This is a genomic window from Streptomyces sp. NPDC004788 (assembly GCF_053601115.1).
Genome location: NZ_JBSGBF010000026.1, coordinates 18,220 through 31,685, shown reverse-complemented (window position 1 = coordinate 31,685; position 13,466 = coordinate 18,220). Strand labels below are relative to the sequence as shown.

General features: G+C 73.3%; 15 protein-coding genes. 8 read left to right on the top strand and 7 right to left on the bottom strand.

Going from position 1 to position 13,466, the window contains the following annotated elements; all coding sequences use genetic code 11:
- The first annotated feature begins 5 nt into the window (after positions 1 to 5).
- Positions 6 to 371, top strand: coding sequence for a thioredoxin (gene trxA / locus ACWEJX_RS14450; RefSeq protein WP_451607777.1), 366 nt, complete (start codon positions 6 to 8; stop codon positions 369 to 371).
- 94 nt (positions 372 to 465) lie between these two features.
- Here the strand turns inward: trxA and ACWEJX_RS14445 are convergent, their stop codons facing one another.
- From ACWEJX_RS14445 to ACWEJX_RS14435, 3 genes are all read right to left on the bottom strand, one after another.
- Positions 466 to 1,653, bottom strand: coding sequence for a thiolase family protein (locus ACWEJX_RS14445; RefSeq protein ID WP_451607776.1), 1,188 nt, complete (start codon positions 1,651 to 1,653; stop codon positions 466 to 468).
- Positions 1,654 to 1,767: 114 nt separating this feature from the next.
- Positions 1,768 to 2,088, bottom strand: coding sequence for a hypothetical protein (locus ACWEJX_RS14440; protein WP_403790150.1), 321 nt, complete (start codon positions 2,086 to 2,088; stop codon positions 1,768 to 1,770).
- Positions 2,089 to 2,121: 33 nt separating this feature from the next.
- Positions 2,122 to 3,144, bottom strand: coding sequence for a LacI family DNA-binding transcriptional regulator (locus tag ACWEJX_RS14435; protein WP_451607775.1), 1,023 nt, complete (start codon positions 3,142 to 3,144; stop codon positions 2,122 to 2,124).
- A gap of 234 nt (positions 3,145 to 3,378) precedes the next feature.
- Between ACWEJX_RS14435 and ACWEJX_RS14430 the strand changes: the two genes are divergently transcribed.
- The 3 genes from ACWEJX_RS14430 (at position 3,379) to ACWEJX_RS14420 (ending at position 6,468) form a co-directional block, all read left to right on the top strand.
- Entirely contained in the window at positions 3,379 to 4,653 is a 1,275-nt protein-coding gene (locus ACWEJX_RS14430) for an MFS transporter (RefSeq protein WP_451607774.1), read from the top strand.
- A 95-nt stretch (positions 4,654 to 4,748) separates the two neighbouring features.
- Positions 4,749 to 4,973, top strand: coding sequence for a hypothetical protein (locus ACWEJX_RS14425; protein ID WP_403790144.1), 225 nt, complete (start codon positions 4,749 to 4,751; stop codon positions 4,971 to 4,973).
- 82 nt (positions 4,974 to 5,055) lie between these two features.
- Positions 5,056 to 6,468, top strand: coding sequence for a flotillin family protein (locus ACWEJX_RS14420; RefSeq protein ID WP_451607773.1), 1,413 nt, complete (start codon positions 5,056 to 5,058; stop codon positions 6,466 to 6,468).
- A 108-nt stretch (positions 6,469 to 6,576) separates the two neighbouring features.
- Here the strand turns inward: ACWEJX_RS14420 and ACWEJX_RS14415 are convergent, their stop codons facing one another.
- The 3 genes from ACWEJX_RS14415 to ACWEJX_RS14405 all read right to left on the bottom strand — a co-directional run bounded on the left by ACWEJX_RS14415 (position 6,577) and on the right by ACWEJX_RS14405 (position 8,100).
- A complete protein-coding gene (locus tag ACWEJX_RS14415; RefSeq protein WP_451607772.1) occupies positions 6,577 to 6,951 on the bottom strand; it encodes a PASTA domain-containing protein in 375 nt (124 codons plus the stop codon).
- Between the two features lie 82 nt (positions 6,952 to 7,033).
- Complete coding sequence (locus ACWEJX_RS14410) at positions 7,034 to 7,249, bottom strand: hypothetical protein (protein WP_451607771.1); 216 nt, start codon at positions 7,247 to 7,249, stop codon at positions 7,034 to 7,036.
- Between the two features lie 20 nt (positions 7,250 to 7,269).
- Positions 7,270 to 8,100, bottom strand: coding sequence for a TIGR02452 family protein (locus ACWEJX_RS14405; protein WP_451607770.1), 831 nt, complete (start codon positions 8,098 to 8,100; stop codon positions 7,270 to 7,272).
- Between the two features lie 129 nt (positions 8,101 to 8,229).
- Here ACWEJX_RS14405 and egtA point away from each other — a divergent pair, with 129 nt between their 5' ends.
- From egtA to egtD, 4 genes are read left to right on the top strand one after another with little or no spacing between them, the layout of a single operon-like run.
- Positions 8,230 to 9,498, top strand: a complete 1,269-nt coding sequence (gene egtA, locus ACWEJX_RS14400) for an ergothioneine biosynthesis glutamate--cysteine ligase EgtA (RefSeq protein ID WP_451607769.1) — start codon at positions 8,230 to 8,232, stop codon at positions 9,496 to 9,498.
- A complete protein-coding gene (gene egtB / locus ACWEJX_RS14395) occupies positions 9,495 to 10,814 on the top strand; it encodes an ergothioneine biosynthesis protein EgtB (protein ID WP_451607768.1) in 1,320 nt (439 codons plus the stop codon). Before egtA ends, egtB begins: the two co-directional genes overlap by 4 nt.
- A complete protein-coding gene (gene egtC / locus ACWEJX_RS14390) occupies positions 10,814 to 11,566 on the top strand; it encodes an ergothioneine biosynthesis protein EgtC (protein WP_451607767.1) in 753 nt (250 codons plus the stop codon). Before egtB ends, egtC begins: the two co-directional genes overlap by 1 nt.
- Positions 11,563 to 12,528: an L-histidine N(alpha)-methyltransferase gene (egtD, locus tag ACWEJX_RS14385; RefSeq protein WP_451607766.1), complete on the top strand. Its 966-nt coding sequence runs from the start codon at positions 11,563 to 11,565 to the stop codon at positions 12,526 to 12,528. The genes egtC and egtD overlap by 4 nt, the downstream gene beginning before the upstream one ends.
- Here the strand turns inward: egtD and ACWEJX_RS14380 are convergent.
- The gene (locus ACWEJX_RS14380) at positions 12,423 to 13,454 is read right to left on the bottom strand and encodes a lysophospholipid acyltransferase family protein (RefSeq protein WP_451607811.1); all 1,032 of its coding nucleotides are present in this window, start codon (positions 13,452 to 13,454) and stop codon (positions 12,423 to 12,425) included. The genes egtD and ACWEJX_RS14380 overlap by 106 nt on opposite strands.
- Positions 13,455 to 13,466 lie beyond the last annotated feature (12 nt).

Below are 13,466 nucleotides of genomic sequence, written 5' to 3'. Positions count from 1 at the left end.
GAAGCATGAGCACCGTAGAGCTCACCAAGGACAACTTCGACCAGATCGTCAGCGACAACGACTTCGTTCTGATCGACTTCTGGGCTTCCTGGTGCGGTCCGTGCCGTCAGTTCGGTCCTGTCTTCGAGGCCGCGTCCGAGCGCCACGAGGACCTGGTCTTCGCCAAGGTGGACACCGAGGCGCAGCAGGAGCTGGCGGCGGCGTTCGAGATCCGCTCGATCCCGACCCTGATGATCGTCCGTGACAAGGTCGCGATCTTCGCCCAGCCGGGCGCCCTGCCCGAGGCGGCCCTCGAGGACGTCATCGGCCAGGCCCGTCAGCTGGACATGGACGAGGTGCGCAAGTCGATCGCCGAGGCGCAGCAGCAGTAACGGGTGCGCTGGGCGGGATCGGAGGCGAGGGCCGCGGTCTGACGAAGAGAGGGTTCCGGGTGTGTCCGGAACCCTCTTTCGCGTACGCGGGGTGTCAGCGCTCCAGGACCAGCGCGAGCCCCTGGCCCACGCCGATGCACAGCGCGGCGAGGCCCGTGCCGGAGCCCGCGGCCGCGAGCTGGTGGGCGACCGCGCCGGCGAGGCGGGCGCCGGAGGCGCCGAGGGGGTGGCCGATGGCGATGGCGCCGCCGCGCGGGTTGACCACGGCGGGGTCCAGTTCCGGCCACTCGGCGAGACAGCCGAGGGACTGCGCGGCGAAGGCCTCGTTCAGCTCGAAGGTGGTCAGGTCGGCGAAGCCGCGGCCGGCCTTGGCCAGCGCCCGGCGCACGGCCTCCACCGGGCCGAGTCCGAAGAGCTGCGGCTCGATGCCGGTGACGGCCGACGCGCGGATCCGGGCGAGCGGCTCGCGCCCGGTCTCGCGCAGGCCCGCCTCGTCGACGAGCAGGAGGGCCGCGGCGCCGTCGTTGAGCGGGGAGGCGTTGCCGGCCGTGACGGTGCCTCCGTCACGGCGGAAGGAGGGCTTCAGCTTGGCCAGGGCCGCCATGGAGGTGCTGTCGCGGATGCACTCGTCCCGTGCCAGGTCGACGCCCTCGTAGGGGACGACCTCACCGTCGTACAGCCCCTTGGCCCATGCCTCGGCGGCCTTCTGGTGGCTCGCGAGGGCGAAGGCGTCCTGCTGCTCGCGGCTGATGGCGTGCTTGTCGGCGATCAGTTCCGCGCCCTCGCCGAGGGCGACGGTCCACTCGGCGGGCATCCGCGGGTTGGTCATCCGCCACCCGAGGGTGGTGGAGTGCAGCTGCTGGTGTCCGGCTGGGAAGGCGCGCTCGGGCTTCTGCAGCACCCAGGGGGCGCGGGACATCGACTCGACGCCGCCCGCGATGGCCACGGAGGCGTCGCCGACGGCGACGGCGCGGGCGGCCTGGATGACGGCCTCCAGGCCGGAGCCGCAGAGCCGGTTGACGGTGACGCCGGGGACGGAGACGGGCAGCCCGGCGAGCAGCACGGCCATGCGGGCCACGTCGCGGTTGTCCTCGCCGGCGCCGTTGGCGTCGCCGAAGAAGACGTCGTCGACGCGGGCCGGGTCGAGGGCGGGGCTGCGGTCGACGAGCGCGCGGACGACGTGCGCGGCCAGGTCGTCGGGGCGGACGGAGGAGAGCGCGCCACCGAACTTTCCGATCGGGGTGCGGACGGCGTCGACGATGTAGACGTCGCGGATGCTCATCGGTTCTCTCCCACGTGACCTGCGCCTTGGACGGACGGTTCGGGAGCGCCGTTCGCCTGGTGAAACAATCTTCGCTCCCGTCGCGCCCGAGTCTCCGCCCGACCGTCCGTTCTGTCAACGCCCCTTCGGGCCGCCGCGAGCGGTTTCCGGCCCTCGGATCAGCGCGGTCAGGCCGTAGTCGAGTTCCCGGCCGTCGACGAGCAGCTTCTCCACGGTCCGCGTCTCGGGATCGATCTCCGCGACGAGGCCGTGCCCCTCGTAGATCGGATAGCCGGACTCGCCGACGCGTCCGCTCGACTCGACGACCGCCGAGCGGACGGCGCTGTTCTCCACGGAGTCCCCGCCCCGGTCCTCCACGTGCTCGGGCACCAGCAGGATCTCGAAGCGCTGCGGGCGCCCGCCCTTCGGCTGCGGCCTCTTGGCGTGTGTGCTCATGGACCGACGCTAAGCCGGTGGAGCCGTCGGCGCTCAGCTGGACTCGCGGTGCACCACCTGCGAGTCGAGCAGCTCGTGCCGCTCGGGAGCCGCATCGGGGTCGCGGACCGCGCGGTCGACCAGCTCGGCGAGCTCCCGCACCCCGACCATGTCGACGTGCACCGTGCTGAGCCGGGGCCGCAGCAGCCGGCCGAGCACCAGGTCGTCCGCGCCGACCACGGCGGTCTCCCCGGGGATCGCGATCCCGGCGTCCTGGAGGGCCCGCATGAGCAGCATCGCGTACTCGTCGTTGTACGCGAAGACCGCGTCCAGGCCCAGCTCGCGCCAGCGGGCGGCGAGCGCGTTCGCCGGCTCCTCCTCGTACCGCAGCGGCAGCGGTACGACGGTGGCGCCGGCCTCCTCGGCGGCGGCGCGGACGCCCTCCAGCCGCGGGACGGAGAACATCTCCAGGCCGGGCTCCTCGGGCATCACGACGCCGATGGCCCGCCGGCCGCGCTCGACGAGGTGGGCCCCGGCGACGCGGCCGACCCGGGTCTGGTCCATGACGAGGGCGTGGGTGCCCTCGATCCGCTGCGGGCCGAGCGTGATGACCGCCCTGGCACCGGCCCGCTTGAGCAGTTCGACACCGGCGGCGGTCAGCTCCACCTGACCGAGCGAGATCACCGCGACCGGGCGCAGCTCGGCCCAGGCGCGGGCCGCCTCGTCCGGGTCGAGGCCGACGCTGCCGTGCTGCACCACGGTGTAGTCGAGCCGGCGCAGGGCCCATTGGAGCTCGCTGAGGAATCGGCTGTAGAGGGGGCCGATCGGCACGTGGGCGGTGGGCAGCAGGACGGTCCGACTGTGGCCGGCGCGCAGGCTGCGGGCGGCCGCGTGCGGGACGTAGCCCAGCTCCTCGGCGGCCTCCCGGACGCGGCGGCGGGTGGGCTCGCTGATCCGTACGGCCGCGGTGTTGTTCAGGACGTAACTCACGGTGGCCCTGGAGACCCCCGCGAGTCGCGCCACATCGGCGCTGGTGGGGACGGAGCGTCCGGCGGACGCCTTGGGTGACTGGCTCATCGGTTCGGCATCTTTCCAGAACGATCCGGCGCAGGGTCTGGCGGATGGCCGGAATCGAGTGCTACACAAGGTTTACACGCGTCACTGACACGTGTCACCACTCCTTGCACCCCCTCACCCCGTGCACCAGCGGCACGTGGGCCATCACCCGCACATCACCCGCACCACCCGCACCACCCCCTCGTTCCTTTCCGCTCCCGCCCCCGCATCGGGCGATGACTCCAGGAGGGCACCGTGGCCCTTTCCTCCCCCGGTACGTCCCCCGGCGCCGCTCCCGGCGCCGACGCCGACGCCCGCCCCGCCTCCCCCGCCGGGCCGCGGCCGACGCGCGGGCTGCTGCCGTTGCTGCTCGCCGGCAACACGGCGATGTACGCGCTCTACATCGGCGTCCCCGGCATGCTCCTCGCGCTCCAGATCGAGGACATCGCGCCGGCCGACAAGGTGGCCAACTTCGGTCTGGTCTCCGGTGTCTCCGCGATCTTCGCGACCGTCTTCAACCCGGTGGCCGGCGCGCTCTCCGACCGCTCGGGGCGCCGCAACCCGTGGATCCTCGCGGGCGGCCTGCTCGCCCTGCCGATGATGCTGCTGCTCGGCAGCGTGCACTCGATCCTGCTGGTGATGATCGCCTGGTGTCTCGGCCAGGCCGTCATGAACGTCTACCAGGCGGCCCTCACCTCCGTGGTGCCCGACCGCGTGCCGCTCACCTCGCGCGGCAAGGCGTCCGCCGCCGTGGGCCTCGGCCTGCCGATCGGCTCGACCATCGGCGCGCTCGTCGGCGCGGCCTTCTCCGAGCACTACCGCACCGGCTACCTCGTCTTCGGCGCGATCGTCGCCGCGACCGCCGTCCTGTTCACCTCCTGCGCCCGCGAGGAGCGGATGCCGGGCAAGGCGCCGATGCCGGTGAAGGCGCAGCTCGCGGCCTTCGGCAGCGCGTTGAAGGCCCATGACTTCCGCTGGGCGTTCATCGGCCGCGCGCTGCTGATCCTGGGCTACTTCGCGGTGGCCGGCTTCCAGCTCTACATCCTCAAGGACCACACCGACCTGCCCGCCGGGATGTCCGCCGAGGCGGCGGTGGCCGTACTGACGCCGCTCAACTCGGTGGCGATGGTCGTCTCCACGGTGCTCGGCGGCTGGCTCTCCGACCGCTTCGACCGGCGCAAGCTGTTCGTCGGCGCCTCGGCCGCACTCGCCGCCGTCGCCCTCGTCATCCCGGCCGTCTCGACGAGCTGGGCCGCGATGCTCGCCTTCTCCGTCGTCAACGGCCTCGGTTTCGGCTGCTACATGGCGGTGGACACGGCCCTGGTGACGATGGTGCTGCCGAAGGCCGAGGACGCCGCCCGTGACATGGGCGTGCTGAACGTCGCCAACGCCGGCCCGCAGATCGTGGCGCCGTTCGTCGCCTCGCTGATCGTCTCGCTCAGCGGCGGCTACACGGCGTTGTTCCTCGTCGCCGCCGTGCTCTCGGTGCTCGGCGCGCTCGCGGTGCGCCCGATCCGCGGCGTGCGCTGACCGATCCGCGGCGTTCGCTGACCGGTCCGCCCCGTGCGCCGAGCCGGTCCACGAGCCGGCGTCCGGGCCCGGAGCAGCGGGTTCTGACGTACCGTGTGGTCATGGACGACGCTTCGATGGTGGGCCTGCTCGGCCGGGTGACCGGCACCGTCGGACCCGGCCTCGTGGGCGAGGTCATCGTCCGGATCCGCGGCGGCGCCGAGCACTTCCTCGCCTATCCGGCCTCGGGCGGCGACCGGATCGAGGTCGGCACGGTCGTCATGGTCATGGAACATCTCCCTCCGCGCACCGTGTATGTCACAGCCGCATACGACAGTTGACCGATCCATTGATCGCGGGGCGCCCCGGGCGCACACTCCCTTCACCGGAACCGCACGGGTCCGGTGAAGGGGGACCTTGCCCATGAGCCTCGGGATCCTGGCGGGCGCCGTCGCAGGCGCCGTCGTTGTTCTGATCGCTCTTTTCAAACTGATGTGGCGCGTCGCCGAGCCCAACGAGGCGCTGGTCATCTCGGGTTCGAACCACAAGACGGAGGGCCTCGGCGAAGGCATGGGCTTCCGGATCGTCACCGGACGGGGCACGCTCGTGATCCCCGGCGTCCAGGCGGTGCGGAAGCTTTCGCTCGACCTCAACGAGACCCAGCTGTCCGTGGAGTGCGTCACGCACCAGGGCATTCCGCTGAAGGTGCGGGGTGTCGTGATCTTCAAGGTGGGCGACGACTTCGTGTCGATCGCCAACGCCGCCCGCCGCTTCCTCGATCAGCAGAAGCTGATGTCGGAGCGGGTGCACATCGTCTTCGCCGGCCACCTCCGCGCCATCGTCGGCGGGTTGACGGTGGAGGACATGATCCGTGACCGGGAGAAGCTGACCGGGCAGGCCCGTTCGGCCTGTGGCACGGAGATGGAGAAGCTGGGTCTGATCGTGGACTCGCTGCAGATCCACGAGATCGAGGACCCCACCGGCTACATCAAGAACCTGGCCGCGCCGCACGCGGCGGCCGTCCAGCGCGATGCCCGCATCGCGCAGGCGGAGGCGAACCGGCGGGCGACCGAGGCGGAGCAGCAGGCCGCGGCGCGCATGTCGGAGGCGACCAGGGACAGCGAGATCCTCCAGGCCGGCTACCAGGCCGAGCGGGACCGGGCGGCGGCGAAGGCCCGGCAGGCGGGCCCGCTCGCCGACGCGTCGGCCCGGCAGGAGGTCGTGGTCGAGGAGACCCGGGTCGCCGAGCTGGAGGCCCACCGCAGGGAGCAGCAGCTCCAGGCGGACGTCCGCAAGCCGGCCGACGCCCGCGCCTACGAGAAGCGGACGCTGGCGGCGGCCGAGCGCGACGCCCGCATCCTGGCGGCCGAGGCCGAGGCCAAGCAGACCGAACTGGCGAGCGCGGCGACCGCGACGGCCACCCGGGTGACGGGTGAGGCGGAGGCGGCCGCGGCTCACGCCAAGGGTCTCGCGATCGCGGAGGCGACGCGGGCGAAGGGACTCGCCGAGGCCGACGCGATCAAGGCGCGGGCCGCGGCCCTCGCCGAGAACCAGGAGGCCGTGGTCGCACAGCAGCTCGCCGAGAAGTGGCCGGAGATCGTCGAGGCCGGCGCGTCGGCGTTCGGCAACGTCGACCAGATGGTGCTGCTCAACGGCGCCGACGGAATGGCGGAGATGTTCGCCAAGGCACTCACCATGGGCGGTGCGGGGCTCGGCGTGGCCCGTCAGCTGCTCGGCAACATCAAGCCGGACGCGAGCGCGGCCGCCGCCGCGGCGGTGCCCGCGCCCCGTACGGAGGAGATCACGGTCGGCGACGACACGTCACCGGGCGCGTGACCGGGTGAGCGCAGGGGCCCGGCGCGGAACATCGCGCCGGGCCCCTGCGCGTACGGCGAGATCGTACGGCGTGGTCGTACGACGTCCCCGTACGGCGTCCTCGTACGGTCAGCAGTTCTCGTCCTTCTTCACCGCGCCGAGGACGATCGTCTTCCCGGACTCGATCCGGGCTCCGGGCGCGGGATCCTGGGTGCAGATCTTCCAGTCGGTGGCGTTCATGGGGACCTCCCGCCCCTGGCCGGAGACGTCCTCGACCTGCATGGTCGCGGTCAGCTGACCCATCGCGCTCTCGACGCTGCCGCCCCTGAGGTCGGCCATGAACTCGCCGTCGCCCTGCGCCATGTTCGCGGGAGCGGTCGGCGCCGAAGTGGCCGGTTCCGGTGTCGCGTCGGCGTCGGACTTCGAGGCGGCGCAGGCGGTGAGTCCGGCGAGCAGGGCGGCGGACAGGACGGCGACGCCGGCCGTGCGACGGATGGTTCGCATGTTCCCCCCAGGGACGAGCGTGAACGGAGGTACATCATTCACACCTCGCCCCTTCGGCGGTCAACCACCCCTGCTCCGTGACTCAGTTGTGCCCGAACTTCCGTTCCCTGCGGTGCGACGGTACGTCCAGGGTCGGGCGCGGTGCCTCGGACCTGGCGGGCTCGTGCGAGGTCTCCTTGGCGGCGGCGGCCGTCCGGTGTTCATGGCCGCCGGTACGGGCGCCCTTGTTGACCCGGGTCTGTTTCTTGCCCACGATCGTGCCTCCCGTTCCTGGCTGGATCTCGTTCCAGACTCGCACGGGGGTACGAAAGCCGCATGTCAGCCGGGCTGGCCCAGGACGCGCCGGAAGGCCCCGAGGGTGGCCCGGTCGCGAGTCCGGTCGAGGACGCCGAAGACGATCTCGTCGAAGTGGCGGGCGAACCGCCCGTCACCGGTGAGCAGCGCCCTGAAGACGCCCGCGACGACGGCCGGGTCGTTGCCGAAGACCCCGCAGCCCCAGGCGCCGAGCACGAGCCGGCGGTAGCCGTGCGCGGCGGCGGTCTCCAGGACCCGTTCGGCGCGGGCGGCGAGGGCGGCCGGGACGCGGTCGGCGAGCTCGGGGGTGCGGCGTCGGATCACCCCGGCGTTGGGGGCGGGCGAGGTGAGGAAGCCGGTGGTGAAGGGTTCGTCGAGCAGGCGCCCGCCGTCGTCGCGGAAGACGGGCACGCCGGGCGAGTGGATGACCCGATCGGTGTAGAAGGGGGCTCTTTCGGCGCGGTGGTGCTCGTAGTACTCGGGCGCACGCAGCAGCGTGGCGTACAGGGCGGAGCAGCGGCACAGGGCCTCCTCCTGCGCCTGGGCACCGTTGAGGTAGCCGCCACCGGGGTTGCGGGCGGAGGCGAAGTTGAGGACGGCGACCGGGGCGCCGGGGTTCTCCCGGGTCATCCGGCGGGCGGCGGCGAGGCTGCTCTCGCCGGTGACCTGGAGGGTGGTCGTGCGGTCGGTGTCGGGCGTGACGGCGACCGGTCCGGGGCCGTGCAGTGCGGTTCCGGCCAGGGCGGCGGCCAGCTGTCCGGCGAGGTCGACGGTCCGGCCGTCCGGTGCGGTGTAGCGGCCCGCCGCCACGATCTCCTCGGTCTCGCGGGCGAGGGCCCGCAGTCGTGCGCTCATGTGCCAGAAGCATGATCGACCCGGGTGGTCGGCGACAAAGGGTTTTCAGGCCGAGGCGCGAGGGGCGCTCTTGCACGCCCGGGAGTCGTGGCTTTAGGTGGAATCAGCGCTTTCCCAGGAGGTGAAGCGATGACGACACCGTCGTCGGGCGGCATACCCCGGGGCGGTCCTCCGCTGTCCGAGAGCGAGGCCGAGGCCCTGTTGCGGGGCATCTGTTTCAAGACGGGGCCGCCGCGCACGGTCGGGGCCGAGCTGGAGTGGCTCGTCCATGAACTGCGTGATCCCCGTCTTCCCGTTCCGCCGGGCCGGCTGGCCGCGGCGATCGACACCGTACGGGCGCTGCCGCTGGTGGCGGCGCTCACCTTCGAACCCGGCGGGCAGCTGGAGCTCAGCTCGCGGCCCGCCGCCTCCCTGATGGAGTGCCTGGACTCGCTCGCCGCCGATCTGCGGGCGGTGCGGGAGGCGCTCGCTCGTCTCGGACTCGGCCTGAGCGGTTACGGGGTCGACCCGTGGCACGCGCCCCGCGCGCGGGTGCTGCACGAGCCGCGCTACGACGCCATGGAGACCGTCCTCGGCCGGACGGGTCCGGCCGGGCGGGCCATGATGTGCGAGTCGGCGTCCGTGCAGGTCTGCCTCGACGCCGGGCTCGACGACTCCGGGCCGCTGGGCTACCGGCGGCGCTGGCGGCTCGCGCATCTGCTGGGCGCGGTGCTGGTGGCGGCGTTCGCCAACTCTCCGGTGCACGGCGGCCGGCGGACCGGCTGGCGGTCGACCCGGCAGGCGCTGTGGACGGAGCTCGATCCGTCGCGGGCGCTGGCCCCGTCGGCGGACGGCGAGCCGCGCGCCGAGTGGGCGGCGCACGTCCTGGACACGCCGGTGATGTGCGTACGGACCGAGAGCGGGCCGTGGGCGGTGCCGGAGGGGCTGACCTTCCGGGAGTGGCTGCGCACGGGCGCGCCGCGCCGCGCCGACGCGGACGACCTGCGTTATCACCTGACGACCCTCTTCCCGCCGGTGCGACCGCGCGGGCACATGGAGCTGCGCATGATCGACGCACAGTCCGGCCGGGACGGCTGGATGGTGCCGGTGGCCGTGACCACGGCGCTCTTCGAGGATCCGGTGGCCGCCGAGGCGGCCGAGCGGGCGGTGGCGCCGCTGGTGGCGCTCGCCGGGTCCGGTCCGGCGCCGCGCAATCCGCTGTGGCGGGCGGCTGCCCGGGACGGCCTCACGGATCCGGGGCTGCGCACCGCCGCGCGTTCGGTGTTCGCCGCCGCCCTGGAGGCGCTGCCCCGGATCGGGGCGACCGCCGAGGTGACGGGCGCGGTGGCCGCGTTCCGCGAACGATACGTACTGCGGGGCGCGTGCCCGGCCGACGAGCTGCAGGAGGTGGCGTCATGACCGCGCCGGCCGAACGGGATCCGAAGCAGCGGGCGGTGGTGGCGCTGACCAGGGCGCGGGAGCGGACGGCGCTGCTCACCTCGTGCGTGGACGACGGTGAACTGATCGCCCAGCACTCGCCGTTGATGTCGCCGCTGGTGTGGGACCTGGCGCACATCGGCAACCAGGAGGAGCAGTGGCTGTGGCGCGCGGTCGGCGGGCGGGAGGCGCTGCGGCCCGAGATCGACCCGCTGTACGACGCCTTCCAGCACCCGCGCGCGGCGCGCCCGTCGCTGCCGCTGCTCGCGCCGGGCGAGGCGAGGGCGTACGCGGCGGACGTACGCGGCCGGATCCTGGACGTGCTCGACGGCGCCCGGTTCGACGGGGCCGGGCCGCTGGTCGAGGCGGCGTTCGCCTTCGGGATGATCGCGCAGCACGAACAGCAGCACGACGAGACGATGCTGATTACCCATCAGCTGCGGAAGGGGCCCGCGGCCCTGTCCGCCCCTCCCCCGCCGGTGAAGGAGTCCGGCGGGCCGCTGGAGCGTGAGGTCCTGGTGCCGGGCGGCCCGTTCACGATGGGGACGTCCGACGAGCCGTGGGCGCTCGACAACGAGCGCCCCGCGCACACCCGGATCGTCCCGTCGTTCTTCATCGACACCGTGCCCGTCACCAACGGCTCCTATCTGGCCTTCATGGCCGACGGCGGCTACCGCGACGAGCGGTGGTGGCAGCCGGAGGGCTGGGCGCAGATCCGTGAACACGCCATCGAGGCACCGCTGTTCTGGCGGCACGAGGGCGGGCAGTGGCTGCGTCGCCGGTTCGGGGTGACCGAGCCGGTGGCCGAGGACGAGCCGGTGCTGCACGTGAGCTGGTACGAGGCGGACGCCTACGCGCGCTGGGCGGGGCGCAGACTGCCCACCGAGGCCGAGTGGGAGAAGGCCGCCCGGTACGACCCGGCGACCGGCCGCTCGCGCCGCTATCCGTGGGGCGACGCCGACCCCGAGCCCGTACACGCCAATCTCGGGCAGCGGCACCTGGGGCCTTCGGCCGCCGGGAGCTATCCCGAGGGCGCGTCCCCGCTCGGGGTGCGGCAGCTGATCGGTGACGTGTGGGAGTGGACGGCGAGCGACTTCCTGCCGTATCCGGGCTTCCGGGCCTTCCCGTACAAGGAGTACTCGGAGGTCTTCTTCGGGCCCGCCCACAAGGTGCTGCGGGGCGGCTCGTTCGCCGTCGACCCGGTGGCCTGCCGGGGCACCTTCCGCAACTGGGACCTTCCGGTGCGGCGGCAGATCTTCTCCGGCTTCCGCACCGCCCGGAACGCGGAGCCCGCCTGATGTGCCGTCACCTGGCCTTTCTGGGACACCCGTTGCCGCTCGGCGAACTGCTGCTTCGTCCCCCGCACTCCCTGGAGCGGCAGTCCTGGGAGCCGAAGACGCAGCGCAGCGGCGTCGTCAACGCGGACGGTTTCGGCGTCGGCTGGTACGCGGAGGGCGATCCGGTGCCCGCCCGCTACCGGCGGGCCACGCCGATCTGGGGCGACCCGGGCTTCGCCGATCTGGCCCGGGTGGTGCGGACCGGGGCGCTGCTCGCCGCCGTGCGCGGGGCCACCGTGGCGGGGCCGGACGGGGAGGCCGCCGCGGCGCCGTTCGCGTCCGACCGGTGGCTGTTCAGCCACAACGGGGCCGTTCCGGGCTGGCCGGACGTGCTGGCGCCGGTGGCCGCGACCCTGCCGGCCCCGGCACTGCTCGCCCTGGAGGCGCGGACGGACTCGGCGCTGGTCTGGGCGCTGGCGCTGCACCGGCTGCGGGCCGGGGAGCCGCCCGGGCGGGCGCTCGCCGGCACCGTACGGGAGGTGGCGGAGGCCGCCCCCGGTGCCCGGCTCAATCTGCTGCTGACCGACGGGGCGACGATCGCGGCGACGACGTGGGGGGATTCGCTCTGCTACCTCACCGGGCCCGACCGGACGGTCGTGGCCTCCGAACCGTACGACGACGATCCGCGCTGGACGGCGGTGCCGGACCGCACGGTCCTCACCGCCGCCCGCACCGGCGTCGTCCTCAGCCCCATCGAGGAGCCCTCCCCGTGAGCCCCTTCCAGCTGACCCGCACCCTCCCCGAGGACGCCACGGACGCCGCGCTGCGCGCCGACGTCCTCCACGGCCTGACCCGCACTCCCAAGGAGCTGCCGCCCAAGTGGTTCTACGACGCGCACGGCAGCGACCTGTTCGAGGAGATCACCCGGCTGCCCGAGTACTACCCGACGCGCGCCGAGCGCGAGATCCTGATCGCCCGCTCCCCGGAGATCGCCGCGGCGAGCGGGGCGCGGACCCTGGTGGAGCTGGGCTCCGGGTCCTCCGAGAAGACCCGGTACCTGATCGACGCGCTGCTGCCGGGGCTGGTCGCGTACGTACCGGTGGACGTGAGCGAGGCGGCGCTGAAGGGCGCGGGCGCGGCGCTGCTCGCGGAGCTGCCGGAGCTGGCCGTGCACGCCCTGGTGGCCGACTTCACCCATGGCCTCGACCTGCCCGCGACGCCGGGGCCGCGGATCGTGGCGTTCCTGGGCGGCACGATCGGCAATCTGCTGCCGGACGAGCGGCGCGAGTTCCTGCGGGCGGTGCGGGGGATGCTGACGCCCGGTGACGCGCTGCTGCTCGGCACGGACCTGGTGAAGGACGAGGCGACGCTGGTCGCGGCCTACGACGACGCGGCCGGGGTGACGGCGGCGTTCAACAAGAACGTGCTCGCCGTCATCGACCGGGAGCTCGGGGCGGACGCCCGCCCGGAGGACTTCGACCATGTGGCGCTCTGGGACCGGGAACGGGAGTGGATCGAGATGCGGCTGAGGGCGCGGCACGCGCTCGTGGTGAAGATCCCGGAGCTCGATCTGGTGGTGCCGTTCGAGGCGGGTGAGGAGCTGCGGACGGAGATCTCGGCGAAGTTCCGTCAGGAGGGGGTGCGGGCGGAACTGGCGGAGGCGGGACTGACGCTGTCGCGCTGGTGGACGGACGAGGCGGGGAGGTTCGCGCTCTCTCTGGCGACGGTGGGCTGAGCGGGGACGGCGGGGAGGGTGGCCCTGGAGGGCGGATCCTGGATGTCGGAGATCGGATCCCGCATGTTGGAGATCGGATCCTGGATGGGGTAGATCGGATCCAGGGCGACGGCGCTGTGGGCGGCGCGGGCGAGGACACGTCGGACCGGATATCGGCTATGGGATCCCGGATATCGGCTGCTCGATGCCGGATGTTGGGTGCTGGATATCGGATCCAATATCCGTATCTCCGCGACCAGCCTCCGCGCCGTCGCGATCCGCCACAGCGAGGCCCCCAGCGTGTCGTCCCCCACGTACGCGGCGGCTCCCACGGGCGTGTAATCGATCCGTACGGGCTGGATATCGGACCCGGTATCCACCGCGGCCTGGAACGCGGCCGCCCGGAACACCCCCCGCGCCCGTCCGCACCAGGTCGAGCCCTCCGGGAAGACGATCACCCGGCCGCCGCCGGCGAGGACACAGGCCATCGCGCCGACGGTGCCGGGCAGGCTCCTGAGCCGGTCACGGTCGATGAACAGCGTCCCGCCGAGCGCGGCGAGCCGTCCGAGCACGGGCCAGCCGCGCACCTCGCGCTTGGCCAGCATCCGGCCCGGGAGCACGGCGGCGATCAGCGGGATGTCCAGCCAGGAGATGTGGTTCGCGACGACGAGCAGCGGACCGGCATCGGGCACGGCACGGCCGGTGACCCGGATCCGGACGCCGAACGCCCCCAGCACGCTCCGGCACCAGCACCGGACGAGGAGCCGGCGCCCCGCCATGGGCAGCGGGGCCGTGAGCGGAGACAGCACCACGCCGAGCAGGACCGCGGCGAGCCCGGCGGTCAGCCGGAGCACGCCCACGGCGGCGCCGCGGGCCGCGGCCGCGGGCCCGGGGTGCGCGGCGCACCGGCCGGGCGTGCAGGGTGCCGTGGGCAGCCACGGCGACACGGCGGCGGGGGC